The organism is Arthrobacter sp. MPF02, from assembly GCF_046605375.1.
GTDB lineage: Bacteria > Actinomycetota > Actinomycetes > Actinomycetales > Micrococcaceae > Arthrobacter.
Window position 1 is genome coordinate 1532987 of record NZ_CP176772.1, and the last position, 25327, is coordinate 1558313.

22 protein-coding genes, 1 tRNA gene and 1 pseudogene are annotated in these 25327 nt (G+C 66.1%); 16 read left to right on the forward strand and 8 right to left on the reverse strand.

Going from position 1 to position 25327, the window contains the following annotated elements; translation table 11 throughout:
* Positions 1 to 48: 48 nt before the first annotated feature.
* The 6 genes and pseudogenes from ACLH0K_RS07225 to ACLH0K_RS07250 form a co-directional block, all read right to left on the reverse strand.
* Positions 49 to 1188, reverse strand: coding sequence for a bifunctional 2-methylcitrate synthase/citrate synthase (locus ACLH0K_RS07225; protein ID WP_411376117.1), 1140 nt, complete (start codon positions 1186 to 1188; stop codon positions 49 to 51).
* 62 nt (positions 1189 to 1250) lie between these two features.
* Positions 1251 to 2156, reverse strand: coding sequence for a methylisocitrate lyase (gene prpB, locus ACLH0K_RS07230; RefSeq protein ID WP_411376118.1), 906 nt, complete (start codon positions 2154 to 2156; stop codon positions 1251 to 1253).
* On the reverse strand, positions 2157 to 3677 hold the full coding sequence (locus ACLH0K_RS07235) for an MmgE/PrpD family protein (RefSeq protein WP_411376119.1): 1521 nt from the start codon (positions 3675 to 3677) through the stop codon (positions 2157 to 2159).
* A pseudogene (locus ACLH0K_RS07240) lies at positions 3640 to 4328 on the reverse strand (GntR family transcriptional regulator). Before ACLH0K_RS07240 ends, ACLH0K_RS07235 begins: the two are co-directional and overlap by 38 nt.
* Before the next feature lie 108 nt (positions 4329 to 4436).
* Positions 4437 to 5150, reverse strand: a complete 714-nt coding sequence (locus ACLH0K_RS07245; RefSeq protein WP_411376120.1) for a response regulator — start codon at positions 5148 to 5150, stop codon at positions 4437 to 4439.
* Positions 5147 to 6781 (reverse strand): ATP-binding protein, encoded by a 1635-nt coding sequence (locus ACLH0K_RS07250; RefSeq protein ID WP_411376121.1) that lies wholly within the window; start codon positions 6779 to 6781, stop codon positions 5147 to 5149. Before ACLH0K_RS07250 ends, ACLH0K_RS07245 begins: the two co-directional genes overlap by 4 nt.
* 170 nt (positions 6782 to 6951) lie before the next feature.
* On the opposite strand from ACLH0K_RS07250, the gene ACLH0K_RS07255 reads away from it, so the two are divergent.
* From ACLH0K_RS07255 to ACLH0K_RS07300, 10 genes are all read left to right on the forward strand, one after another.
* Positions 6952 to 8301: a cation:dicarboxylate symporter family transporter gene (locus ACLH0K_RS07255; RefSeq protein WP_411376122.1), complete on the forward strand. Its 1350-nt coding sequence runs from the start codon at positions 6952 to 6954 to the stop codon at positions 8299 to 8301.
* Between the two features lie 221 nt (positions 8302 to 8522).
* Positions 8523 to 9422, forward strand: a complete 900-nt coding sequence (locus ACLH0K_RS07260; RefSeq protein WP_411376123.1) for a ParA family protein — start codon at positions 8523 to 8525, stop codon at positions 9420 to 9422.
* Between the two features lie 8 nt (positions 9423 to 9430).
* Positions 9431 to 10243 carry a segregation and condensation protein A gene (locus tag ACLH0K_RS07265; protein ID WP_411376124.1) on the forward strand — a complete coding sequence of 271 codons (813 nt, stop codon included), beginning with the start codon at positions 9431 to 9433 and terminating at the stop codon, positions 10241 to 10243.
* On the forward strand, positions 10240 to 10899 hold the full coding sequence (gene scpB / locus ACLH0K_RS07270; RefSeq protein WP_411376125.1) for an SMC-Scp complex subunit ScpB: 660 nt from the start codon (positions 10240 to 10242) through the stop codon (positions 10897 to 10899). Before ACLH0K_RS07265 ends, scpB begins: the two co-directional genes overlap by 4 nt.
* Positions 10900 to 11006: 107 nt before the next feature.
* Positions 11007 to 12194 (forward strand): pseudouridine synthase, encoded by a 1188-nt coding sequence (locus ACLH0K_RS07275; RefSeq protein WP_411376126.1) that lies wholly within the window; start codon positions 11007 to 11009, stop codon positions 12192 to 12194.
* A gap of 3 nt (positions 12195 to 12197) precedes the next feature.
* A complete protein-coding gene (locus tag ACLH0K_RS07280) occupies positions 12198 to 13310 on the forward strand; it encodes a prephenate dehydrogenase (protein WP_411376127.1) in 1113 nt (370 codons plus the stop codon).
* On the forward strand, positions 13307 to 14020 hold the full coding sequence (cmk, locus tag ACLH0K_RS07285; RefSeq protein WP_411376128.1) for a (d)CMP kinase: 714 nt from the start codon (positions 13307 to 13309) through the stop codon (positions 14018 to 14020). Before ACLH0K_RS07280 ends, cmk begins: the two co-directional genes overlap by 4 nt.
* A gap of 31 nt (positions 14021 to 14051) precedes the next feature.
* The gene (locus ACLH0K_RS07290; protein ID WP_411376429.1) at positions 14052 to 14732 is read left to right on the forward strand and encodes a lysophospholipid acyltransferase family protein; all 681 of its coding nucleotides are present in this window, start codon (positions 14052 to 14054) and stop codon (positions 14730 to 14732) included.
* Between the two features lie 10 nt (positions 14733 to 14742).
* The gene (gene der / locus ACLH0K_RS07295; protein ID WP_411376129.1) at positions 14743 to 16293 is read left to right on the forward strand and encodes a ribosome biogenesis GTPase Der; all 1551 of its coding nucleotides are present in this window, start codon (positions 14743 to 14745) and stop codon (positions 16291 to 16293) included.
* A gap of 157 nt (positions 16294 to 16450) precedes the next feature.
* Positions 16451 to 16527, forward strand: a tRNA-Pro gene (locus ACLH0K_RS07300).
* A gap of 65 nt (positions 16528 to 16592) precedes the next feature.
* Here ACLH0K_RS07300 and ACLH0K_RS07305 read toward each other — a convergent pair.
* Complete coding sequence (locus ACLH0K_RS07305; RefSeq protein ID WP_411376130.1) at positions 16593 to 17462, reverse strand: Fpg/Nei family DNA glycosylase; 870 nt, start codon at positions 17460 to 17462, stop codon at positions 16593 to 16595.
* A gap of 162 nt (positions 17463 to 17624) precedes the next feature.
* On the opposite strand from ACLH0K_RS07305, the gene gcvH reads away from it, so the two are divergent.
* From gcvH to ACLH0K_RS07330, 5 genes are all read left to right on the forward strand, one after another.
* Positions 17625 to 18011, forward strand: coding sequence for a glycine cleavage system protein GcvH (gene gcvH, locus ACLH0K_RS07310; RefSeq protein ID WP_138138969.1), 387 nt, complete (start codon positions 17625 to 17627; stop codon positions 18009 to 18011).
* Positions 18012 to 18167: 156 nt separating this feature from the next.
* Entirely contained in the window at positions 18168 to 18644 is a 477-nt protein-coding gene (locus ACLH0K_RS07315) for an FHA domain-containing protein (protein WP_411376131.1), read from the forward strand.
* A 23-nt stretch (positions 18645 to 18667) separates the two neighbouring features.
* Positions 18668 to 19384: a MerR family transcriptional regulator gene (locus tag ACLH0K_RS07320; protein WP_411376132.1), complete on the forward strand. Its 717-nt coding sequence runs from the start codon at positions 18668 to 18670 to the stop codon at positions 19382 to 19384.
* Complete coding sequence (locus tag ACLH0K_RS07325) at positions 19384 to 19887, forward strand: bifunctional nuclease family protein (protein WP_138135016.1); 504 nt, start codon at positions 19384 to 19386, stop codon at positions 19885 to 19887. Before ACLH0K_RS07320 ends, ACLH0K_RS07325 begins: the two co-directional genes overlap by 1 nt.
* A gap of 231 nt (positions 19888 to 20118) precedes the next feature.
* Positions 20119 to 20712 (forward strand): MerR family transcriptional regulator, encoded by a 594-nt coding sequence (locus ACLH0K_RS07330; RefSeq protein WP_009358601.1) that lies wholly within the window; start codon positions 20119 to 20121, stop codon positions 20710 to 20712.
* A gap of 79 nt (positions 20713 to 20791) precedes the next feature.
* Here ACLH0K_RS07330 and ACLH0K_RS07335 read toward each other — a convergent pair whose 3' ends face one another.
* A complete protein-coding gene (locus tag ACLH0K_RS07335) occupies positions 20792 to 21610 on the reverse strand; it encodes a ParA family protein (protein WP_411376133.1) in 819 nt (272 codons plus the stop codon).
* 302 nt (positions 21611 to 21912) lie between these two features.
* On the opposite strand from ACLH0K_RS07335, the gene ACLH0K_RS07340 reads away from it, so the two are divergent.
* Positions 21913 to 25311 carry a pyruvate carboxylase gene (locus ACLH0K_RS07340; protein WP_411376134.1) on the forward strand — a complete coding sequence of 1133 codons (3399 nt, stop codon included), beginning with the start codon at positions 21913 to 21915 and terminating at the stop codon, positions 25309 to 25311.
* Positions 25312 to 25327: the final 16 nt, after the last annotated feature.

The window sequence follows — 25327 nt, forward strand, 5'->3', positions numbered from 1 at the left end:
AGCTGCCGGGGCGGGCGGCCCGCCGTCGTGCATCAACACGCCCGGCGGCTACGGCAGGTGCCGTTCCTCCGCGCCCACGTACTCGCTCAGCGGCCGGATCAGCGAATTGGCATCCAGCTGCTCCATGATGTGCGCCGTCCACCCCGTGATCCGGCTGGCCACGAACAGCGGGGTGAAGGTGGCGGTATCGAATCCCATGAGGTGGTAGGTGGGTCCGGCAGGGTAATCCAGGTTGGGCTTGATGCCCTTGGCCTCGTCCATCGCGGCTTCCAGGCCCTGGTACAGGCCCAGCAGCTCGGGCCGGCCGTAGTGGGCAATCATCTTGTCCAGCGCCGCCTTCATGGTGGGGACACGGGAGTCGCCATGCTTGTAGACCCGGTGGCCGAAGCCCATGACCTTCTTTTTCTGCGCCAGGGCGTTCTCCATCCACGCCTTGGCGCGGGCGGCCGCTTCCTCCAGGGACTCCTGCGGGCGGATGCCGATCTCGTCGAACGTGTGCATCACGGCTTCATTGGCACCGCCGTGCAGTGGTCCCTTTAGGGCTCCAATCGCTCCGGTGACGGCCGAGTGCAGGTCCGAAAGCGTGGACGTGATGACCCGGGCGGTGAACGTGGACGCATTGAAGGAGTGCTCGGCGTACAGGATCATCGAGACGTTGAACGCTTCCACCACCTCCGGGACCTGTTCCTCGCCAAAGGCCATCCACAGGAAGTTGGCCGAGTAGCCAAGGTCGTCGCGGGGCTCCACAATGTTTTGGCCACGGCGGCGGCGCTGGTCATAGGCCACGACGGCGGGCATCGCGGCGAACAGGTCCACCGCCTTGGCCATATTGGCTTCGCGTGAGGAGTCCTCTGCCAGCGGATGCCGCGCACCCAGCACGGATGCGGCCGTCCGGCAGACATCCATGGGATGGGCGCTGGTGGGCAGCGCGTCGATCACCTGCTTCACCACCGGGTCCAGGGCCCTGCCCGCGCGTTCCCGCGCCCTGAACTCCGCCAGCTGTTCCCCGGAGGGAAGTTCTCCGTTCCAGAGGAGGTAGGCAACCTCCTCGAAGCTGCAGCGGGCGGCCAGTTCCTGGACGGGATACCCGCGGTAGAGCAGCGAGTTGGTGTCCGGATTGACCTTGGAGACGGAGGTGTAATCCACCACGACGCCGGCGAGGCCCTTTTTGATGTCCTGTTCAGCCATGCTGAAACTCCTTTGTTCCTGTCGCCTGTTGGATGCCGGCCCCGGCCGGCGGGTGGGTTGGTTCAGCGCTTGCCCGGGACCTGGAAGTTGAAGACTTCCGTGTCGAACCTGTTGTACCCCTCGTAGTCCACGAGGTCGTAGAGACGTGCCCGGGTGAGCATGGTGCCCACCTGTGCTTCCTGTGTTCCGTTTGCCTTGATCGAGTCCAGCGTACGCTCGGCGGCGCCCATGGCACTACGGAGGAGGGTGACGGGATAGATCACCATGTTCACGCCCGCGTCCTGGAGCTGTTCCGTGGTGAACAGGTCGCTTTTGCCGAACTCGGTCATGTTGGCCAGGATGGGCACGTCCACGGCATCCCGGATGGCCTGGAACTCCGCAAGGTCCTTCATGGCCTCGGGGAAGATTGCATCCGCCCCGGCCTCCACGAGGGCTTTGGCACGGTCCTGTGCGGCGGCGAGTCCTTCCACTGCGCGGATGTCCGTGCGCGCCATGATGAGGAAGTTGGGGTCGCGGCGGGCGTCGGCGGCGGCGCGGATGCGTTTGGTGGCGGTGTCGAGGTCCACGACGTTTTTCCCGTCGAGGTGGCCGCAGCGCTTGGGGTTGAACTGGTCCTCGATGTGCAGTCCGGCGAGGCCGGCGTTTTCGAGTTCCTGGACGGTGCGGGCGACGTTCATTGGTTCGCCGAAGCCGGTGTCGGCGTCGACGATGGCGGGCAGGTCGGTCATCCGGGCGATCTGCCCGGCGCGGGTGGCGACTTCGGTGAGGGTGGTCAGCCCGATGTCGGGCAGGCCGAGGTCGTTGGCCAGGACGGCGCCGGAGATGTAGACGCCCTCGAAGCCCTTCTCCTGCATGAGCCGGGCGGAGAGCGGGTTGAAGGCCCCGGGAAACTGCACGATGCTTCCGCCGGCCAGGAGTTCGCGGAACCTGATCCGCTTCTGTTCGGGTGTGGTGGTGGAGTACAGCATCTAGAACAGTCCCTTCGGTGCTGCGTCCAGGTTGATGACGCCGGGGGCGGCGGTGATGTTGAGCTGGTCCAGTTCCCCGGGGCCGAGTTCGGGGAGGCGTTCGACGGCGGCGAGGAACCTTTCGATTTCGGTGTCAGCCACGAGCCCCGCAGCGAGCGTGCGGAACTTGTGCACGTATTGTTCCCGGGCGAAGGGGCGGGCGCCGAGCGGGTGGGCGTCGGCGACGGCGATCCGGTCACTGATCACCGTGCCGTCGGCAAGGGTGATGTCCACGGAGCCCCCGAAGGCTTTTTCACTGATGTCAAGGGAATGGTAGCGGCGGGTCCACTCCGGGTCCTCCTCGGTGGCGACCTTCTGCCACAGTGCCACCGTGTCCGGGCGGGCGGCCCGTTCGGGGGCGTAGGAGTCCACGTGGTGCCAGGACCCGTCCTGCAGGGCAACGGTGAAGATGTACGGAATGGAGTGGTCCAGGGTTTCCCGGGAGGCGGTGGGGCTGTATTTCTGCGGGTCGTTGGCACCGGAACCGATGACGTAGTGGGTGTGGTGGCTGGTCCTGATCAGCACCGACTTTACGTTGGCCGGATCCGTGGCCTCCGGGTGTTCGCGGTGGAGCTTGCGGGCGAGGTCGATCCAGGCCTGCGCCTGGTATTCGGCCGAGTGTTCCTTTGTGTAGGTGTCCAGGATTGCACGCTTTGCCTCGCCGGGCGCCGGGAGGGGGACCTGGTAGGAGGCGCTGGGGCCGTCCAGCAGCCAGGCAATCACGCCGTCTTCGCCTTCGTAGATCGGTACGGGGGAGGTCTGCCCGCGCATGGCCCGGTCCGCGGCCTCCACGGCCATCTTTCCGGCGAACGCGGGAGCGTGGGCTTTCCAGGTTGAGATCTCGCCCTTGCGCGACTGCCGGGTCGCCGTGGTGGTGTGCAGCGCCTGGCCGACGGACTGGAAGATGGTTTCGACGTCGAGGCCCAGCAGGGTGCCGATACCGGCGGCCGCGGAGGGGCCGAGGTGGGCGACGTGGTCGATCTTGTGCTTGTGCAGGCAAATGGCCTTGACCAGGTTCACCTGGATCTCATACCCGGTGGTGATGCCGCGGACCAGGTCAGCACCGCTGGAACCAACGTGCTGGGCGACGGCCAGGATCGGGGGAATGTTGTCGCCGGGGTGCGAGTAGTCTGCGGCGAGAAAGGTGTCGTGGTAGTCCAGCTCCCTTACCGCCACGCCGTTTGCCCAGGCAGCCCACTCGGGGGACACCCGCTCCTGGATGCCGAACACCCTGGCACCCCTGCCGCCGGCGCTGGGTGCGTGCGCCAGGGCCTGTGCCCGGGCGGAGACGATCGGTGCCCGGTTCAGCGACGCTATGGCCACCGATGCATTGTCGATGATCCGGTTGATCACCATGCCGGTCACATCGTCTGTAACCTCCACGGGGTCGGCGGCGACCATCGCGATCTTGTGGGCCAGCTGGTCCTCGCGGGCAAGGTTCTCTTCACTCTTGTACACGCGGACGTGGTGTTCCTGGACCATGGGTCTCCTTCAGTTGGTCTGGGAGGTGGCTTTGATATGGGAAAGGCTGCGGTGCAGGTGGACAAGGGTGGCAGCTTCAGCCAGCCGCGGGTTGCCATCTGCGATGGCACCGGCGATGGCAGCGTGCTCGCATGCTGCGGCTGTCAGCCGGCCCGGGTTGTCGGCGGCCATCCGGCGGATGCGGACCAGGTGTACGCGCAGGCCCCGCATTGCCTGCACAAGGTAGGAGTTTGCCACGGCCGAATCGATGGCATCGTCCAGCCGCGCCGCCAGTTCGTAGTACTTGTGGGTCGCGGGTGCGGGGCCGGCCAGGAGTGCCGGGGCTTCCAGGAGTTCTTCCTGCAACTGGCGGAACACGGCAGCCTCCGCCCGCCCGGCGGCAAGGAACGCTGCCCTTCCTTCCAGTGTTTCCCGCAGTTCGAAGAGCTCATCGATGTCAGCGAGCGAGATGCCGGTAACGACGACGCCGCGGCCGGACGCCGTCGTCGTCAGCCCTTCCGCCGTGAGGCGGCCCAGCGCCTCGCGGAGCGGAGTGCGGGATACCCCGAGGCGTTCGGACTGCTCCACCTCCGCCAGCACTGAACCGGGCGGCAGCCGCCATTCGACGATGTCGTCCCGCAGCGCCGCATAGGCACGTTCACTGGCGCGCACTGCTGCTCCCTTCAGTTAAGCCGTGTCCAGTGTATACAGAGCTATGGCTGAATGGGTGATGAAGAGGAAAAATCTGCTCTCTCTCCCAGTTGTGTATACAACAAAGGTTTACCTTGCGGTCCAGCGGTACTCGTTCTCCGGACGGCCGGGTGTTCCGTACCGCGCAGTGCGGGACACCCTCCCGGCGTCGGCCAGGTACTCGAGGTAGCGGCGGGCCGTCACCCTGGACATGCCCAGTGCGTCCATGACCTCGGTGGCGGATACCGCGTCCTGCTGGCGCTTCAGGAAGTCCTGGACGGATTCCAGCGTGGACACTGACAGTCCTTTCGGCAACGGCAACTCCGACGGTGCCCGCAGGCTGGCGAAGGCCTGGTCCACCTCGCTTTGCGAGGCTGCGGACTTCCCGGAAGCGGAGCCCGGACCTGCGAGCTGCTGCCGGAACTGCCGGTAGCTCTCCAGCTTGTCCGCGAAGGTGGCAAACGTGAAGGGCTTGATCAGGTACTGCACCACGCCGATGGCCACCGCGCTGCGCACGATCGCCAGTTCCCGGACGGCCGTGATGGCAATGATGTCGGCCAGGATGCCCGCCGACCGCATCCGCCGGGCGATGTCCAGGCCGTGGAGGTCCGGCAGGTTCATGTCCAGCAGGACAAGTTCCACCGGGTTGCCTGCCGCCGAAAACTCCGTGAGGAGCCGCAGCGCGGACTGGCCGTCAGGTGCGGTACCGGCGAGTTCGAATCCGGGCAGCCGGCCCACAAAGGCCGCATGGGCTGCGGATGCGATGGCCTCATCCTCAACCACCAGGACTCGGATGCTGCTCACTGTTGGTGCTCCTTTTCCGGGGTAACCGCTGCGGGGAGGAACACCTCGAATTTCGCACCGCGCCGTCCGTTAATCGCCAGCGTACCCCCCAGGCGCTGGACTGCCTGCCGGACAAGGGCCAGCCCGATGCCGCGTCCTCCCGGCCCCGCAGGCTTGGTGCTGTAACCGTGACGGAAGATGTCATCGGCAGCGGCGGGATCGATGGGTGGCCCGGAATCGTGGACAGCGATATCGAGGCCTTCCTCGTCCGATTCCACCGTCAGTTCAACACGGCGGGGAGGTGGCCCCTCCGCCGCGGCGTCAATCGCGTTGTCCAGAAGGTTTCCCAGGATGGTCACCAGGTCCTGGACGGCGATCCCGGCAGCAGTTCCGGCGCCCAGTGCTGCCACGTCCAGCTGCACACCCCGCTCATGTGCCTCTGCCACCTTGCCCACAACCAGCGCGCCCAGGACCGGCTCGTCCACCGAGCCCACCATGTCGTCCGTCAGCTGTTGGCTCAGGGCAAGGTCCCTGGTGGCAAAGTCGAGGGCTTCCCGGGTACGGCCGAGCTCAAGGAGCGAGACCATGGTGTGGAGCCGGTTGGCGTGCTCGTGAGTCTGCGCCCTCAGTGCGTCGGACAGGGTCCGCATGGTTTCCAGCTCGTTGCCCAGCGCTTCGATCTCCGTCCGGTCCCGCAGCGTGGCCACCGTGCCGTACACCGGTGCCCTGCCGCGGGCACCGGCGGGTTCGGGCCCCCTGGCCGGCCCCTGGTTCACCACGAGGACCCGCGACCCCGTCAGGACGATCTCGTCCTTGGCCGTGCGGCCGGATTCAAACAGGCGCCGCAGCCCGTCGTCGATTGGCAGGTCCGCCAGGGCAGGGGGCCGCAGGGGGTCCCTGCCGTCTGTTGCCGCAAGGCCAAGGAGTTCGGCAGCCTGGTCGTTGTACATCACCACGCTGCCCTTCGCATCGATCAGGATCAATCCTTCCCGGACCGAGTGCAGGACAGATTCGTAGTAGGCGAACAGCTGCGCCAGCTGCTCCGGCCCCCAGCCCCGGGTGACGCGCCGCAGATACCGGCCCAGCAGCCACGATGCCCACGATCCGCCCAGCAGCAGGGCGAGCCCGATGCCCAGCAGGGCCGGCAGGCGTGCAGCGAAAGCCACGTCCACGGTCCGCACCGTCACGCCCGCAGCCACCAGTGCCCTGACCGTCCCTGAATCGTCCTTGACCGGAACGATGGTCCGTACGGACGGACCAAGAGTCCCGGCAGTCACCTCGGTGAACTCCCCGCCCCTCAATGCGGCGTCGACGGAGCCGATGTAGGGCCGGCCGATTTCCTCTTCCCGTGGATGCGTCCACCGGGTCCGGTCCGGAGCCATGATGGTGATGAAGTCGACGTCCGCGGTGGCCATGACGTCGCGGGCGTAGGGCTGCAGCAGGGATGGCGGATCGGCGGAGGCGGCTGCCTCCAGCACCTGCGGGCTCGCGGCAATCGAGTTGGCGATTCCCGCCATCCGGATGCCTGCCTCGTCGTACGTCCGGTCCCGGGCATCCACGTAGGCAGCTGTGCCCACGATGGCGATGAACACCACCACGATCAGCAGGTTGGCCACAAAGAGCCTGCGGGCGATACTCCAGTGATGGATCATCTGATACCCCTCCGACCAGGCGTGACGAAAAAACAGTGCGTTGCGACCAATATGAACGCAACGGTGAGCTGGATCACGGCCTGTCCAATGATGGATGTCACACCGCAAGGACGTTTGAGCCCAGAGACTGTGCCGCAGCGTCTATCAGATTATCCATAAGGAGACACATCATGGCTTCTCAACGAGGAGAGTCGCTCGACACCGTGAAGTCGCGGCGCAAGGGCATCGACAAGTCGCACTACCTCTATATTGCCGTCATCGCCGCCGTTATCCTCGGCGCGCTGGTGGGCCTGATGTTCCCCGAAGCGGGCAAGTCACTCAAGCCCCTGGGCGACGGGTTCATCAAGCTGATCAAGATGATGATCGCCCCGGTCATTTTCTGCACCATCGTCCTGGGTATCGGTTCCATTGCCAAGGCGGCCACCGTCGGCAAGGTGGGCGGCCTGGCACTGGGTTACTTCGTCCTGATGTCCACCTTCGCGCTCGCCATCGGCCTGGTGGTCGGCAACCTGATCCACCCCGGTGACGGCCTGAAGCTGGCCCCGTACGATCCCTCGAAGAAGGCCGAAGTTGACAGCACTGTTGCCTTCCTCCTCGGGATTATCCCCGGCGACATTCCGGTCCTTCCCACCCTCTTCGCCGCCATCCTCGTAGGGTTCGCCCTCCAGAAGATGGGCCCCCAGGGCGCCCCCATCCTGAAGGCCATCGGCCATGGCCAGGTCCTGGTGTTCCGCATCCTGATCATGATCATGTGGCTGGCCCCGGTGGGCGCTTTCGGTGCCATCGCCGCCGTCGTGGGAGCCACCGGCGTCCAGGCCATCGTCAGCATGTTCACCCTGATGGCTGCCTTCTACATCACCTGCGCGCTGTTCATCGTCATCATCCTCGGCGGCCTGCTCAAGGTTGTCACCGGCGTCAACATCTTCAAGCTGATGAAGTACCTGGGCCGCGAATACCTGCTGATCTTCTCCACGTCGTCCTCCGAAGCGGCCCTGCCCCGCCTGATCGCCAAGATGGAACACCTGGGCGTCTCCAAGCCCGTCGTGGGCGTCACCGTCCCCACCGGATACTCCTTCAATCTCGACGGCACGGCGATCTACCTGACCATGGCAGCCCTCTTCGTTGCGAACGCGATGGGAACCCCGCTGGACCTGGGCGCCCAGATCTCGCTGCTGGTCTTTATGATCATCGCCTCCAAGGGCGCGGCGGGCGTCACCGGTGCCGGCCTGGCAACCCTTGCCGCCGGCCTGCAGGCCCACAAGCCGGAACTGCTCGGCGGCGTGGGAATGATCGTCGGGATCGACCGGTTCATGTCCGAGGCCCGGGCCCTGACCAACTTCACCGGTAACGCGGTGGCAACCGTCCTGATCGGTACCTGGGTGAAGGAGATCGACGGCGGACAGGTCAACCGCGTCCTCTCCGGACAGGAGCCCTTCGACGAAGCAACCATGCTGGCCCACCACCACGGCGAGGCCGCTCCGGAGCAGGCTGAAGCCAAGTCCGTCCCGGTCAACGCCTAGCGGCCACCCCGCAAAACCGCCCCCGCAGCGCCGCTGCAGGGGCGGTTTTGTCTATTTCGAACGCCAACCTTCGACCTCTAGTAGAGGGTCAAGGCTCAACATCCGCTTAAAGTCAAGTTCCGTCGATTACCGTGTCGGCGCCTGTAGCCTTGGGGGAGAAGAAACGGCGCTGGTCTTCCCAGCGGCAGGCAATAACCGTCATCGAAAGTGTGGACAGAAACGTGAGCATCGAACAGGGTTCAGCAACTCTGGAGGGCACGGCATTCGACCTGGACAACGCGGTGATGGGTCCCACGGGGCGCCCATTGAGCGAATTCCCGGAACCCGCGTCGCTGTCCTCCCACGGTCCGGCCCGCGTCATCGCCATGGTGAACCAAAAGGGCGGCGTAGGGAAGACCACCTCCACTATCAACCTGGCTGCGGCGCTTGCTGAGTACGGCCGCCGCGTCCTCCTGGTCGATTTCGATCCGCAGGGGGCCCTCTCCGCCGGCCTTGGGGTCAATCCGCACGAACTCGACCTCACGGTCTACAACGTGCTGATGGACCGTAAGGTCGACATCCGCGAGGCGATCCACCAGACCGGCGTGGAGAACGTGGACCTGCTTCCGGCCAATATAGACCTCTCCGCCGCCGAAGTGCAGCTCGTCAACGAGGTTGCCCGGGAACAGGTGCTTGACCGAGCCCTGAAGAAGGTGGAAGACGACTACGACGTCGTCCTGATCGACTGCCAGCCGTCCCTTGGCCTTTTGACCGTCAACGCGCTCACCGCCGCGCACGGGGTCATCATTCCGCTGATCTGTGAGTTCTTCGCCCTGCGGGCCGTGGCGCTGCTGGTGGAGACCATCGACAAGGTCCAGGACCGCCTCAACCCGCGCCTGCAGGTGGACGGCGTCCTGGCCACCATGTACGACGCCCGCACCCTGCACAGCCGCGAGGTCATCGCCCGGCTGGTGGAGGCTTTCGGGGACAAGGTCTTCGAAACAGTCATTAAGCGGTCCATCAAGTTCGCCGACGCCACGGTTGCTGCCGAGCCCATCACCACCTACGCAGGAAACCATGTGGGTGCCGACTCCTACCGCCGGCTTGCCAAGGAACTAATCTCCCGCGGCGGCGCGCCGTAGCTCTTGCCGTGGCCGATCCCAAGCCGGGCTTCGAGGTACGGCTGGCCAACTTCACCGGTCCGTTCGACCTCCTGTTGGGGCTCATCGCCAAGCACAAGCTGGACATCACTGAGGTGGCGCTTGCCTCCGTCACCGATGAGTTCATCAAGTACATCCGCAAGCTGCAGGACATCGGCGGGGAATGGGCCCTCGACGAGGCGAGCGAGTTCCTGGTGATCGCGGCAACGCTCCTGGACCTCAAGGCCGCCCGGCTGCTTCCGGCCGGCGAGGTGGAAGACGACGAGGACATCGCACTGCTCGAAGCGCGGGACCTGTTGTTTGCGCGGCTGCTCCAGTACAAGGCCTTTAAGCAGGTGGCGGGCCTGCTGGGCGAAACCCTGCACCAGGAAGGCCGCCGCTTCCCGCGCCAGGTAGGGCTGGAGCCACACTTCGCAGCCATGCTGCCCGAACTGGTGTGGAAACATACTCCCGAACAGTTCGCCGCCCTGGCCGGGGCAGCCCTGCGGCCCAAACCTCCCCGGCCGGTGCAGGTGGGAACCAGCCACCTGCACGGCAGCCCGGTCAGCGTGAAGGAGCAGGCGGGGCTCCTCGGACTCCGGCTGCAGCAGGAATCACCACAGACTTTCCGCGCACTGGTTGTCGACGCGGACTCCACCCTGGTGGTGGTGGCCAGGTTCCTGGCGCTGCTGGAGCTGTTCCGGGACAAAGCGGTGTCGTTTGACCAGTTGTCGCCGCTTGCCGACCTCGCCGTCCATTGGACCGGCGGACCGGGGGACTGGTCGGCGGAAGACCTGAGCGAGGAATACGAGGAGCAGCCATGAACGGACAACCGCCGGAAAGCATACTGCCGGGACGGAATGTCCAAAACCTGCCCGGCGGGGCGAAGGCCGCCCTTGAAGCAGTCCTGATGGTCCTGGACCAGCCCGCCACGGAGGACGAACTGGCTGCCGGCCTTGAGCTTCCCGTCGACGCCGTCAGGGCCCTGCTGGCTGAGCTTGAGCGCGAGTATAACGGCTATACTGTTAACGCCCCGGACAAGGAAGAGGTCAGCACCGCTGGTTTCGGTTCCAGCCCCCGGGGTTTTGAATTGCGGAACATCGCCGGTGGGTGGCGCATCTATTCCAGGGCAGAATTCGCCGACATTGTCGGCAAGTACGTGCTCGAGGGACAGACAGCCAGGCTCACCCAGGCGGCATTGGAAACCCTCGCGGTCATCGCGTACCGCCAGCCGGTTTCCCGGGCACGGGTGTCTGCGATTCGCGGCGTCAATGTTGACTCTGTCGTACGGACACTTGCGCAGCGCGGGCTGATCGAGGATGCGGGCACGGATCCCGAGTCCGGGGCCATCCTTTACCGGACAACGTCATACTTTCTGGAACGGATGGGTATCAGCTCAGTAGCGGACCTGCCGCAGTTGTCCCCGCACCTTCCGGGGCTGGAAGGCATTGCGGAGTTCTACGACGCCGACAGGATGTAGGCCGGCGCCGGCCTGCAACGAAATAATTTATCAGGGCAGAGTTAATCTGCGCGGCTGGCTAGGGTTGTCTTTGGACACTTGCCGGCCAAAACCACGAAGGACGGGTCATGACACAGGCGGGACGCCAGGGTTCACCACGTAAAGGGTCGGGTAACAACGGTTCGGGGCGCAGCTCCGCGGGAGGAAACTTCAGCGGCGGGTCCCGGGGCGGTGCGCCACGGCGCGGAGCCGGCTTCGGCAGCGAGCGGCCGCACCGGGCCCCGAAGCCGCGTGAGGAACGCTTCATCGACCCCGACATCGCCGCCGCCCAGTCCGGCCGGGGGACGCCGGACAAAGGGGCCAAACCGTCGCCGCACAAGCCTTCGGCCCGCAAGCCCGGGGCGAAGAAAGCGCCAGGAACCCCCGGTGCCCCCAAAGCCAAGGCACGCAGCGCCGCCCCGGGTGCGGCCGCATCACGCGCCTTCGGCAGCGAACGCTTTGGCCGGAACCTTGGACCCGTCCGCAAGCCTTCCCGGAGCCGGGGACCCCGGCGTGAGGTACCCCAGTCGGAGCTCCACGACGCCGACGGCGTGCGCCTCCAGAAGGTGATGGCATCCGCAGGTGTGGCCTCCCGCCGGGTCTGCGAGGAGATGATCACCGAAGGGCGGGTGGAGGTGGACGGCCAGGTGGTCACCGAGCTCGGTGTCCGCGTGGATCCCAAGACCGCCGTTATCCACGTGGACGGTCTGCGCATCCAGCTGGACGAAAACCTGGTGTACATGGTGTTCAACAAGCCCAAGGGTGTTGTGTCCACCATGGAGGACCCGGAGGGCCGCCCCTGCATCAGCGACTTCCTCAAGAACACCAAGAACAAGGGCGAGCGGCTCTTCCACGTTGGCCGCCTGGACGTCGCCACCGAGGGGCTGCTGCTGCTGACCAACGACGGCGAACTTGCCAACCGCCTCACGCACCCTTCCTACGAGGTCCCCAAGACCTACCTCGTCCAGGTGCGCGGACCCTTCCCGCAGGGCGTCGGGGCGCAGCTGAAAGCGGGCGTCGAGCTGGAAGACGGCCTTGCCTCGGTTGACTCTTTCCGGCTGGTGGACTCCACTCCCGGCCACGTGCTCATTGAAGTGGTGCTGCACTCCGGCAAGAACCGGATCGTCCGCCGTATGTTCGACGCCGTCGGCTTCCCGGTACAGCGCCTGGTACGCGTCAAAATCGGGCCCATCGGCCTCGGCGACCAGCGCCAGGGCAGCATCCGGAACCTGGGCAAGCAGGAAATCGGCCATCTGCTGGCGTCCGTAGGACTTTAAAGGATGTCAGCTTTCAACAGCCAGGGCCGCGGGCACCTTGACGGTCCGGTGGTGGTGCTTGGCACCGGGCTGCTCGGAACCAGCATCGGGCTCGGGTTGCGGGGGCGCGGGGTAGCGGTGTTCCTCTCCGACCCTTCGCCAACCAACCAGGCCGTCGCCGTCGACATCGGAGCCGGCCGGCCCCTCGCCGAGCTCGGCGCCCGTCCGCCGCAGCTGGTGGTGGTTGCCGCCCCGCCTGACGTGACCGCCGACGTCGTGCAAAAGGCCCTTGCCGACTACCCGGAATCGGTGGTGGTTGACATCGCCAGCGTCAAGGCCGACATCCTGGCCCGGTTGCGGAACAGCGGCGTGGAGCTGTCCCGCTATGTCGGCACCCACCCCATGGCCGGCCGGGAAAAGTCCGGACCCGTCGCCGCCAGGGGAGAACTTTTCACGTCCATGCCGTGGGTGGTCTGCCCCTCGGACGAGACGTCGGGCGCTGCCCTGCAGACGGCACGCTCGCTGGCCACCGACCTCGGGGCGGTGGTCTCACAGTTCACCGCGGACGAACATGACGAGGCCGTGGCGCTCGTTTCCCACCTGCCGCAGATCATGTCGTCGCTGCTGGCCAGCAGGCTGCAGGGCACGCCGCTGCATGCCTTGTCCCTTGCCGGCAACGGCCTGCGGGACGTTACCCGGATCGCCGCCAGCGATCCCACGCTGTGGGTCCAGATCCTCGGTGGCAACGCCGCCAAGGTGGTGGAGATTCTTTACGGGGTGCGGGAGGACCTGAACCGGCTCATCGGCACCCTGGAACAGCCCACCGCCCCCGGCGCCCGGCTGGACCTTGCCCAGCTGATGAGCGAGGGCAACGCCGGCCAGGCGCGGATTCCGGGCAAGCACGGCGGACCGCCGCAGGCGTATGCCTGGTTGACCGTTCTGGTGGACGACAAGCCGGGCCAGATCGCGCGGCTGCTCACCGAAATCGGTGAAATCGGCGTTAATGTTGAAGACCTGCGGCTGGACCATTCCTCCGGACAGAACGTGGGCATGGTGGAATTGTCAGTGTTGCCGAACAAGCACGACCACCTGATCGAAGCATTAAACGACCGCGGATGGCGGGTACTTCAGTCATGACACAGGAACTTCTTCAGACCATGCCGGCTCTGCGCCTCGGAAGGCCGCTGGTGGTGGCCATCGACGGCCCGTCCGGTTCCGGCAAGTCCAGCGTCAGCAAGGAAGTGGCCCACAGGCTGCGGCTGGCCTACCTTGATACCGGTGCCATGTACCGGGCACTGACCTGGTACTGCGTCACCAACGGCATCGACCTGGACGATGCCGCCGCAGTGGAGCAGGCGTCGCGGGACTTTGTGCTGGAACTAAGCACCAGCCCGCAGCAGGAATACGTCCGGGTGGGCGGTGTGGACGTCACCGATGCCATCCGCGAACCTGCCATTTCTTCGGCCGTCAGCGCCGTGGCCACCACCCTCGGTGCCCGGACCGAACTTATCCGGCGGCAGCGGGAACTGATTGACAGGCACCACCGCCGCATGGTGGTGGAAGGCAGGGACATCACCACCGTCGTCGCGCCCGGAGCGGAAGTCAGGATGCTGCTGACGGCAAGCGAGGAAGCCCGCCTTCGCCGCCGCGGCATCCAGCTGGGCGGTACCCAGAACGCAGAGCAGCTGGCAGCGCAGGTGACCCACCGGGACGCCAAGGACTCCACGGTGGTGAACTTCACGCAGGCCGCAGACGGCGTCGTCACGCTCGACTCCTCGGACCTCGACTTTGAACAGACCGTTGACGCTGCCCTGGTCATCGTGACCAAAGTCCTCAACCGTGACTGACGGCAGGCCTGCCGTTCCGCCCGGCTGGACCATGTCCTGGAGCAGGCCGGTGGGATGGATCCTCAACCATCTGGTCTACCGGACAACCGTCACGGGAAAGGCCAACGTCCCCGCCGGCGGTGCCGTGATCTTCGCCGCCAACCACATCAGCTTCCTCGACGGGCCGGTGATGTTCGGCGCCTCGCCCCGGCCCATGCACATCCTGGTCAAGCAGGAGATGTTCAAAGGTTTCCTGGGACAGGTGCTGACCGCGTCCGGGCAGCTGCCGGTGGACCGGCGCGGTGGCAGGGCTGCACTGCAGCGCAGCAAGGACCTGCTGGATGCCGGACGGTGCGTGGGAATCCTGCCCGAGGGAACACGGGGGAGCGGCGACGCCTCTGACATCAACGGCGGGGTGGCATGGCTTGCCCTGAACTCCGGGGCGCCCGTTGTGCCGGTAGCCATCCTGGGCACACGCGTCGGGGATGAGCACCTTGACTTCGTGCCGCGGCCCGGGCGGCGGTTCCACGTAAGCTTTGGGACGGCGCTCACCCTGACCCGCCGGGCGGGGGAAAGCGGGCGTGCTTCAATGGACAGGGCAGCGGACGGGATCCGGGCAGCCCTCGCGGGGCACGTCCGGGATGCCGTCCAGCTGAGCGGGCAGCGCTTGCCCTTCGCCGGGACCTCCAAAGAATTAACAGCAGTGGCCGGGACGCCGGCAGACCACCATTAAGGACAGTGCAATGAGCGACACCACGCAGACTTCCGGCCATTCCGGCCCCGGCGACGATGAATACATGCCCGCAGGCGACGACCAGGTTGCGGAGCGGCTGGCTGCCATTGACGACGACGAGGCGGAACTCCGTGCCGCGTCCCTCCGCGCCGGCCTGGAGGACTACGACCTGGACGAGGAGGACGCCGCCCTCCTGAGCGGGGAGTTCGGCGACGAGGACCTGGAGGGCCCGGTCAAACTGGACCCCGTCCTGGCCATCATCGGACGGCCCAACGTAGGTAAGTCCACCCTCGTGAACCGCATCCTTGGCCGTCGCGAAGCCGTGGTCGAAGACACCCCCGGCGTTACCAGGGACCGCGTGATGTACCCGGCCAGCTGGAACGGCCGCAACTTCACCCTTGTGGACACCGGCGGCTGGGAGCACGACGCCCGGGGCATCCACGCCCGCGTGGCGGAGCAGGCCGAGATGGCCGTGGAACTTGCTGATGCCGTCCTGTTCGTCGTGGATTCCGCCGTCGGGGCCACCGCTACTGACGAAGCCGTGATGAAGATGCTGCGGCGCAGCAGGAAGCCGGTCATCCTGGTGGCCAACAAGGTGGACGACTTCGCCCAGGAAGCAGACTCCGCCGTGCTGTGGGGCCTTGGCTTCGGCGAACCGTACCCGGTCTCGGCCCTGCACGGCCGCGGCGTCGCCGACCTGCTGGACCATGTCATGGACGTGCTGCCGGAGTTTTCCACGATCGAGGGACTCGAACGTTCGGGGGGGCCGCGCCGCATCGCCCTGATCGGCCGGCCGAACGTGGGCAAGTCCTCGCTGCTGAACAAGCTGGCCGGATCCGAGCGCGTGGTGGTGGACAACACAGCCGGGACCACCCGTGACCCCGTTGATGAATTCATCGAACTGGGCGGCCGCACCTGGCGCTTCGTGGATACCGCCGGCATCCGCCGCCGCCAGCACATGGCCCAGGGCGCGGACTACTACGCCTCGCTGCGGACGCAGGCCGCGCTCGAAAAGGCGGAGGTCGCCGTCGTGCTCCTCGCCGTGGACGAGGTCCTTAGCGAGCAGGACGTCCGGATCCTGCAACTGGCCATTGAATCCGGCCGTGCGCTGGTCCTGGCGTTCAACAAGTGGGACCTCCTCGACGACGAACGCCGCCGCTACCTGGAGCGTGAAATCGAACAGGACCTGGCGCACGTGGACTGGGCGCCGCGCGTGAATATCTCGGCCAAGACGGGCTGGCACAAGGACCGCCTGGTGCCGGCGCTGGACCGCGCGCTCGAAAACTGGGACAAGCGCATCCCCACCGGCCGCCTCAACGCCTTCCTGGGTGAGCTGGTGGCCGCACACCCGCACCCGGTCCGCGGCGGCAAGCAGCCCCGCATCCTGTTCGGCACCCAGGCGTCCAGCCGGCCGCCGAAATTCGTGCTCTTCACCACGGGCTTCCTGGACCCGGGCTACCGCCGTTTCATCACCCGCCGGCTGCGTGAAACCTTCGGCTTCGAAGGCACACCCATCGAGGTCAGCATGCGGGTGCGCGAAAAGCGCGGCCGGAAGCGCTGACCAGCGTGATCCGCAACACGCAGGGCTGCGAAAGCCGGAAAGTGTCACTTGCACCCTCCGGGATCGTGTAAGCTCTTCTAGGTGGTTCGGCCGGACTGCTGATGGAAGTCCCCGGAGGAATCCCGGGATAGAGGTCAGCGGAGAACGGCGGAACCAGCGGGCTGTAGCGCAGCTTGGTAGCGCACTTGACTGGGGGTCAAGGGGTCGCAGGTTCAAATCCTGTCAGCCCGACCAAACAAGGCGGAAGCGCCGGAGACAACTCCGGTGCTTCCGCTTTTTGCTGCCTGCGGAGACGGGTCCTACTTGAGGAACCTGGACGTCCGGCGGTCCGCGAGGATCTTCCCCTTGGTCTGGCAGGTGGGGCAGTACTGGAGCGCTGTGTCCGCAAACGAAACCTCCCGCACGGTGTCCCCGCACACCGGGCAGGCTTCGCCGGTCCGGGCGTGAACCCTCATGTGGCTGCGCTTGACGTCCTTCAGGTCCTTCGGTGGCTTGCCGCTGGCTTCTGCCATCGCCGTGCCCAGGACGTCATGCATGGCGTCGTAGAGGACCTGTACGGTGGCCCGGTCCAGGGATTTCGCAGTGGCGAAGGGAGAAATCCTGGCCGCATGCAGGATCTCGTCGCTGTAGGCGTTGCCGATGCCGGCGATGACGCTCTGGCTGCGCAGCAGGCCCTTGATCTGCTGCGGACTGCCGGCCAGGATCTCAGCCAGCATGTCGGCATCGAACGCTTCGGTGAAGGGGTCCGGGCCCAGGGTTGCGATGCCTGGCACTTCCCGGGGGTCCCGCACCACGTACACCGCAAGGCTCTTCTTGGTGCCGGCTTCGGTGAGGTCGAACCCGCAGGGCCCGTCCGGCCCGGTGAAGGCGCAGCGGACAGCGATCATGCCCTTGCCCATCCCCAACGCTCCCTCAGCCGGGTGGTCCGTAAAACGCAGCCAACCGGCCCGGGCCAGGTGGAAGACGAGGGAGACGCCGTCCGTGTCGATGCTGATGAATTTTCCAAAGCGCCGGACGCCGCTTACCGTCCGGCCTTCGAGCGCCGTATAGGGCGGATCGGCTGTCTTCAATACCGCGAAGGACACAATCTGCAGTTTGGCCAGCACCATTCCCCGCAGCTGTCCGTCGAGAAACTGGACCAGGCCGGCCACCTCGGGCATTTCCGGCATGGCTACCTGCCGGCTTCCGGGCGGCCTGCATCAGTGCGCGCGCTCATGCGTCCCATCTTGTCAGAAACCCCGGTGGACGCCCCGGCAGATGTGCCTATACTTTCAGCGGCGGTCTGTTTCCGGGCCCCGTGTACCTGGTGTTTGATCCGATGAAAGGCCCCCATGAGCAACATTCCCGAAGACCTGTCCTACACCGCCGAACACGAGTGGGTCTCCGCTCCCAATGCCGACGGTGTGGTCCGTGTCGGCATTACCGACTTCGCACAGGATGCCCTCGGAGATGTTGTCTACGCGCAGATGCCCGAGGTCGGCACCAGGATTACGGCAAACGAAGTTGTGGGCGAGGTGGAGTCCACCAAGAGCGTCAGCGACATCTACGCGCCGGTGAGCGGCGAAGTGGTGGCCCGCAACGAGTCACTGGACACCGATTCGGCCCTGATCAACAGCGATCCTTACGGCGAAGGCTGGCTGATCGAGGTCAAACTGGCCGAGGCGGACGCTGTTGACTCATTGCTCAGTGCATCGGAGTACGAACAGCAGGTAGGCTAAAGCTAACCGGTATATCCGGTCCGGCTCCGCGCCGGAGGCAGGACGTCTCCGCACGTCAGCCGCCGGATAGGAGCCGGTGCCGGACCTGCCGGGCAGGGCCGGACGGCATACGTTGGCTGCAGGCCGGAGGGGCTGCAGCGGGAAGAGGAGGAATCCATGGCTGGCCACACACACAACCCTGCCGACGGGGATTACGGCGCGGGTGCGGCCAGGGCGTCGGAGACCACCTCCATCCATCTCACCCCCGTACGGGACGAACCGACTATCGCCCCCAAGCTTTCCTCGGAGGAGCGGAACTCCATCGAGGCGCTCCCGGCCGGCTCGGCGCTGCTCGTGGCGCACAGCGGCCCCAACGCCGGCGCGCGCTTCCTGCTGGATTCCGACGTCACCACGGCCGGCCGCCACCCGGACGCCGACATCTTCCTGGACGATGTCACCGTCTCGCGCCGGCATGTCGAGTTCCGCCGCACTGCGCGCAGCTTCGAGGTAGTGGACAAGAACAGCCTGAACGGCACCTACGTCAACCATGACCGGGTGGACGCCGTGGAGCTGAAGTCCGGCAGCGAAGTCCAGATCGGCAAATTCCGCCTTACCTTCTACCTGAGCCCTGCCACCGCTGCAGGCCGCGGCTGATCCGGGGACCGCTGCCTGTGGCAATGGCACAACCGGAACGCCGGGGACCGCAGGTCCTGAACATCGGCGAAGTCCTCGCGCAACTCAGCGCCGACTTCCCCGGCATGACCGCGTCCAAAATACGCTTCCTGGAGGAAAAAGGCCTCATCAACCCGCGGCGTACGCCGGCGGGTTACCGCCAGTACTCCGACGGCGACGTGGAACGGCTGCGCTTCGTCCTTGCCCTGCAGCGGGACCAGTACCTGCCCCTGAAAGTCATCAAGGACTACCTTGACGCCATTGACAGGGGGGAGCGGCCCGACAACCTTCCGCCCGGCGTCGTGGTGTCCCCGCGGATCGTGTCTGACGAACTCGCCGCCGAACTCCAGAACCGCGGGCGCAAGCTGACGGAGGAACAGCTCCGGACCGAGTCCGGGGCCAGCGTTCCACTGCTCCAGGCACTCCTGGATTACGGGCTTATCAGCCACAGCAACGGCGAGTTCGGCGAACATGCCCTCCAGGTTGCCCGCGCCTGCGTGCAGCTGGAAAGCCATGGGCTGGAACCCCGGCACCTGCGCCCGTTCCAGGCCGCGGCCGAGCGTGAATTCGGCCTGGTGGAGCGGGCCGTGGCGCCGCTTGCCTCCCGGAAGGACTCCGCGTCCCAGGCACGGGCAGCCGAGGCCGCCCGTGAGATCAGCGACCTCTGCCTCACCCTGCACCGTGCCCTGGTGCAGGACCACATCTCACGCATGGACATCTGATGATTGAAGTCGAGATCGTAGGCGTTCGGATCGAACTGCCTTCCAACCAACCCCTGGTCCTGCTGCGCGAAATGCACGGCGAACGCCACGTTCCCATCTGGATCGGCACTCCCGAGGCCAGCGCCATAGCCCTCGCCCAGCAGGGTGTGGTCCCGCCACGCCCCATGACCCATGACCTCCTGGTGGACGTGGTTGAGTCGCTGGGCCACAGCGTGGTCAGCGTGAATATCGTGGCCGTGGAAGACAACATCTTTTACGGGCAGCTCCAGTTCGAGAACGGCACCACCGTCAGTTCCAGGGCGTCCGATGCCCTGGCCGTGGCGCTCCGGGCAAAGTGCCGCATCTGGTGCGCGGATTCCGTGATGGATGAGGCGGGCGTCCGCATCACCGAACATGATGAGGGCGAGGACACGGAGCCCGGTCCCACCGTGGACGAGGAGCGTGAGCTCCGCCGTTTCCGCGAGTTCCTGGACGACGTGGAACCTGAGGACTTCGACGGCTAAGGTCACGTAAAGGTTGCAGTTGAGGTTGAAAGTTCCGACACGCCCGCTGAAAGCCCCCGGGTCTTTGACCTGACGCCCCGCCGGGCCTAACGTCGAAGTATCAAGTTCCCATTGCCTACGGCAGCCGCGCAAGTCACACTGGAAAGTGCGCCCCGCGAAAACTACACGCATGGTCTTCATGCCGAGGCTGCCGCAGTTGTTCCACGGGAACGTAGGACAAGGAGGATCCAGGTGAGTCCCAAAGGCGAAGCAGGCGGGCTGAAGCAGCCCACGGCTGGTGTTGCTGTGCCCGCGAGCGGTGCCCAGGGCCTCCTGTTCACGGAAGACCTCCCCGTGCTGGACGAAGATGCCGGTTACCGGGGGCCCACCGCGTGCAAGGCAGCGGGCATCACCTACCGGCAGTTGGATTACTGGGCGCGCACCGGGCTTGTGGAACCCGCAGTCCGCGGCGCTGCCGGTTCCGGCTCCCAGCGGCTTTACGGTTTCCGCGACATCCTGGTGCTCAAAGTGGTCAAGCGCCTGCTCGATACCGGTGTCTCGCTGCAGCAGATCCGCACCGCCGTGGAGCACCTGCGTGAACGCGGCGTGGAGGACCTGGCGCAGATCACCCTGATGAGTGATGGCGCCAGCGTCTACGAGTGTACTTCGGCTGACGAAGTGATTGACCTGGTCCAGGGCGGCCAGGGAGTGTTCGGCATCGCGGTTGGACGCGTCTGGCGCGAGGTTGAAGGCAGCCTTGCCTCACTGCCCAGCGAGCATGCCGCAGAGCAGTCGTTCCCCGACGATGAACTGAGCAAGCGGCGGGCAGCCCGCAAGATCAGCTGATTCGTTTGAAACGCTAGAGGGCCGCTCCTCACGGAGCGGCCCTCTTGCTCTCTGCCGGCAAGTCTCAAGAACGGTGCGGCTACCGTGCGCGGCTGCGCAGCCCGCTGCCCACAGCCATCAGGTTGGCCAGCAGGTCGTCGAACAGGGCGGCGGTGGCCTTGGCTGAATCACCCGGCCAGTGGTGTACGGGATGCGCAGCGCCCTGGATCTGCTGCCAGTTGGCCTGCTCCGGTATGCGGGGGCTCAGCAGGAGTTCGCCGAACATGGACTCCATCTCCGCCAGGCGGTAGCTGTGCTCCGAGGATCCGGTCCGGACCCGGTTGGCCACGATGCCGGCGGGGGACAGGTTGGGGGCAAACTCCTCGCGAAACAACTGGATGGCCCGCATGGTGCGTTCCGTTCCGGCCACCGAGAAAAGTCCGGGCTCGGCAACGAGTGCCACCTTATCGCTGGCTGACCACGCCATCCTGGTAAGCCCGTTCAGCGAGGGCGGGCAGTCGATCAGGACCAGCTGGTAGCGGTCCGTGCCGGCGAGGACGGAGGACAGGCGGCGGAGATCGCGGCGTCCCAGGTCCGGGCGGTCGTAAATACCGGTGTAGGCGGAGCCGACGGCGACATCCAGGACAGCGGGTCCGGAGCCATTGGAATGAGTACGGGCCGTCCAGCTGCTGCCTACGACGTTTTCGGCGAGTTTTGCGCGGCGCGGACTCTTCAGCATCCTGCCGATATCCAGCTGGTCTCCGGGTTGTACGCCCAGCGCCGTGGTCGCGTCCGCGTGGGGATCAAGGTCCACCACCAGCGTGCTCACACCCGCGGCCAGTGCCGCAGACGCCAATCCCGTGGTGACGGAAGTCTTGCCGACTCCACCCTTGAGGCTGCTGATGCTGACTACTTGCACTTGAGAGACCAAAACCTAACGCCGGATGCAGTGTTGGGGGTAATGTTTGCTCCGGCAGAGCCGAAGCCGGACGGTCCTGCCGCCCTACTCATCATATGTGGATGCGTCGGCGATTCCTGCCTAATCGGGACTCGGCACGGCATCCGCTGTGCTGGCCGGGGCCCTTTCCGCCGTCACGGCTGGAAGCGATCGGGACATGACGGGAGAATCTGTGATGGTCGACACAAAGATTTGTGTTTGTCCTTGGAGGTCCTAGACACTGTGACCACTCACCGATCCACCCGCAATGATGCAGGAGAAGTATGTTTTCCAAAGTTCTGGTGGCCAACCGCGGCGAAATCGCGATCAGGGCCTTCCGCGCCGGCTACGAGCTGGGCGCCAAGACCGTTGCCGTCTTCCCACGTGAGGACAGGAACTCGATCCACCGCCAGAAAGCCGACGAGGCCTACCTGATCGGCGAGGAAGGGCACCCGGTCCGTGCCTACCTTGATGTCGACGAGATCGTGCGGGTGGCAAAGGAAGCCGGTGCGGATGCCATTTACCCCGGCTACGGCTTCCTGTCCGAGAACCCGGGCCTGGCCCGTGCAGCCAAGGATGCCGGCATCACCTTCGTGGGCCCGCCCGCCGAGGTCCTGGAACTGGCCGGCAACAAGGTGGCTGCGCTCAAGGCAGCGCGCGAAGCCGGCGTCCCCGTCCTCAAGTCCAGCGCCCCCTCCAAGGATTTGGACGAACTCCTGGCTGCAGCCGACGAGATCGGCTTCCCCATCTTCGCCAAGGCCGTCGCCGGCGGCGGCGGCCGTGGCATGCGGCGGGTGGACACCCGGGAGGCGCTGCCCGAGGCCCTGAAATCCGCCATGCGCGAGGCTGACGCCGCGTTCGGTGACCCCACCATGTTCCTGGAACAGGCAGTCCTGCGGCCGAGGCACATTGAAGTGCAAATCCTGGCCGACGCCGAGGGAAACACCATCCACCTCTTCGAGCGTGACTGCTCCATCCAGCGCCGCCACCAGAAGGTTATCGAAATCGCTCCCGCGCCGAACCTGGACGAGGGCATCCGCCAGGCCCTTTACCGCGACGCCGTGAAGTTCGCCAAGGCCCTTAACTACGTCAACGCCGGCACCGTCGAATTCCTCGTGGATACTGCCGGGGAGCGCGCCGGGCAGCACGTATTCATCGAGATGAACCCGCGCATCCAGGTGGAGCACACCGTCACCGAAGAAGTCACTGACGTGGACCTGGTCCAGGCCCAGATGCGGATCGCGTCCGGCGAAACGCTGGCAGATCTTGGCCTTTCGCAGGATTCGGTGCGCCTGCGCGGCGCTGCCCTGCAGAGCCGCATCACCACGGAGGACCCGGCCAACGGCTTCCGCCCCGACGTCGGAAAGATCACCGGCTACCGCTCCGCGGGCGGCGCGGGGGTCCGGCTCGACGGCGGCACCGTCTACTCGGGCGCCGAGATCAGCCCGCACTTCGACTCCATGCTGGTCAAGCTCACCTGCCGCGGCAGGGATTACCCGGCAGCCGTGGCGCGCGCCCGCCGCGCGCTGGCAGAGTTCCGCATCCGCGGCGTGTCCACCAACATCTCCTTCCTGCAGGCGGTGCTGGACGATCCGGACTTCGTCGCCGGTGACCTCGCCACCAACTTCATTGATGAGCGTCCGCAGCTCCTCAAGGCACGGGTATCCGCGGACCGCGGCACCAAACTCCTCACCTGGCTGGCCGATGTCACGGTCAACAAGCCCAACGGCGAGCTGACAATGCACTCCAACCCCGCGGAGAAGCTGCCCTCCGTGAAGGATGTGCAGGCAGCCCCCGGTTCCCGGCAGAAGCTCCTCGAACTGGGGCCGGAAGCGTTCGCCCGCGCACTTCGCGAGCAGAACGCCGTGGCGGTCACCGACACCACGTTCCGTGATGCCCACCAGTCGCTGCTGGCAACCCGTGTCCGCACCCGCGACCTTGTTGCCGCCGGACCTGCCGTCACCGCCCTCCTGCCGGAATTGTTCTCTGTCGAGGCGTGGGGCGGTGCCACCTACGACGTCGCGCTCCGCTTCCTTGGGGAGGACCCGTGGGACCGCCTGGCAGCACTGCGCAAGGCCATGCCGAACGTGTGCATCCAGATGCTGCTCCGCGGCCGGAACACCGTGGGCTACACGCCCTACCCCGAAGAGGTTACCGAGGCATTCGTCAACGAGGCAGCAGCCACGGGCATCGACATCTTCCGCATCTTCGATGCCCTCAATGACGTCAGCCAGATGGCCCCCGCAATCCGCGCTGTCCGGGCCACCGGCACCGCCGTCGCCGAGGTGGCGCTGTGCTACACGGGCGACCTGCTGGATCCGGCCGAGAAGCTCTACACGCTGGACTACTACCTGGAGCTTGCCCAGAAGATTGTTGACGCCGGCGCGCACATCCTGGCCATCAAGGACATGGCCGGCCTGCTGCGTCCGGCCGCCGCAGCCAAGCTCGTCGCGGCACTCCGGGAGCGCTTCGACCTGCCGGTCCACCTGCACACGCACGACACCGCGGGCGGCCAGCTTGCCACCCTCCTGGCTGCCGTCGACGCCGGTGTGGACGCCGTGGACGTGGCCTCCGCGTCCCTGGCCGGAACCACCAGCCAGGTGTCCGCTTCGGCCCTGGTCGCAGCCCTGGCGCACACCCCGCGGGACACCGGCCTGAGCCTCGACGCCGTCAGCTCCCTCGAGCCGTACTGGGAAGCGGTCCGCCGCGTCTACGCCCCGTTCGAGTCCGGCCTTCCGGGACCCACCGGCCGCGTCTACAAGCACGAGATCCCCGGCGGCCAGCTGTCCAACCTGCGCCAGCAGGCCATGGCCCTCGGGCTGGGGGAGCGCTTCGAAGCCATCGAGGACATGTACACCGCCGCCGACCGCATCCTTGGGCACCTGGTGAAGGTGACGCCGTCGTCAAAGGTGGTAGGCGACCTCGCCCTGCACCTCGTGGGACTTAACGCCGACCCCGCAGACTTCGAGGCGAACCCGCAGAACTACGACATCCCGGACTCCGTTATCGGCTTCCTGTCCGGCGAGCTCGGTGATCCTCCCGGAGGCTGGCCGGAGCCCTTCCGCACCAAGGCCCTCCAGGGCCGCAGCGTGAAGGTCCGCGACGTGGAGCTCAGCCCGGAGGACAGCGCCGCGCTGAAGTCCGATTCCAAGACCCGCCAGCACACGCTGAACCGGCTGCTCTTCGACGGGCCCACCAAGGACTACCTCAAGAGCGTTGAAACCTACGGCAACATCTCGGTCCTGGACACCCGCGACTACCTGTACGGACTCCAGCGCGGCAAGGAGCACGAAATCCACCTCGAGCGCGGCGTCCGCCTGATCGCCTCGCTGGAAGCCGTGTCGGAGCCGGACGAGAAGGGCATGCGCACCGTCATGTGCACGCTCAACGGCCAGTCCCGGCCCGTGGTGGTGCGTGACCGTTCCGTGGTGAGCAACGTCAAGTCCGCCGAGAAAGCGGATCCGGCCCAGCCGGGCCACGTCGCCGCGCCGTTCGCGGGAGCCGTCACCGTCACCGTCAAGACGGGCGAGACCGTCAACGCAGGCGACACGGTGGCCACCATCGAAGCCATGAAGATGGAAGCATCCATCACGACGCCGGTGGGCGGCAAGGTTTCCCGGCTCGCCATCTCGTCGGTGGAGCAGGTACAGGGCGGCGACCTGCTGCTGGTCGTGGAGCAGTAATCACGGCCGCAGAGTA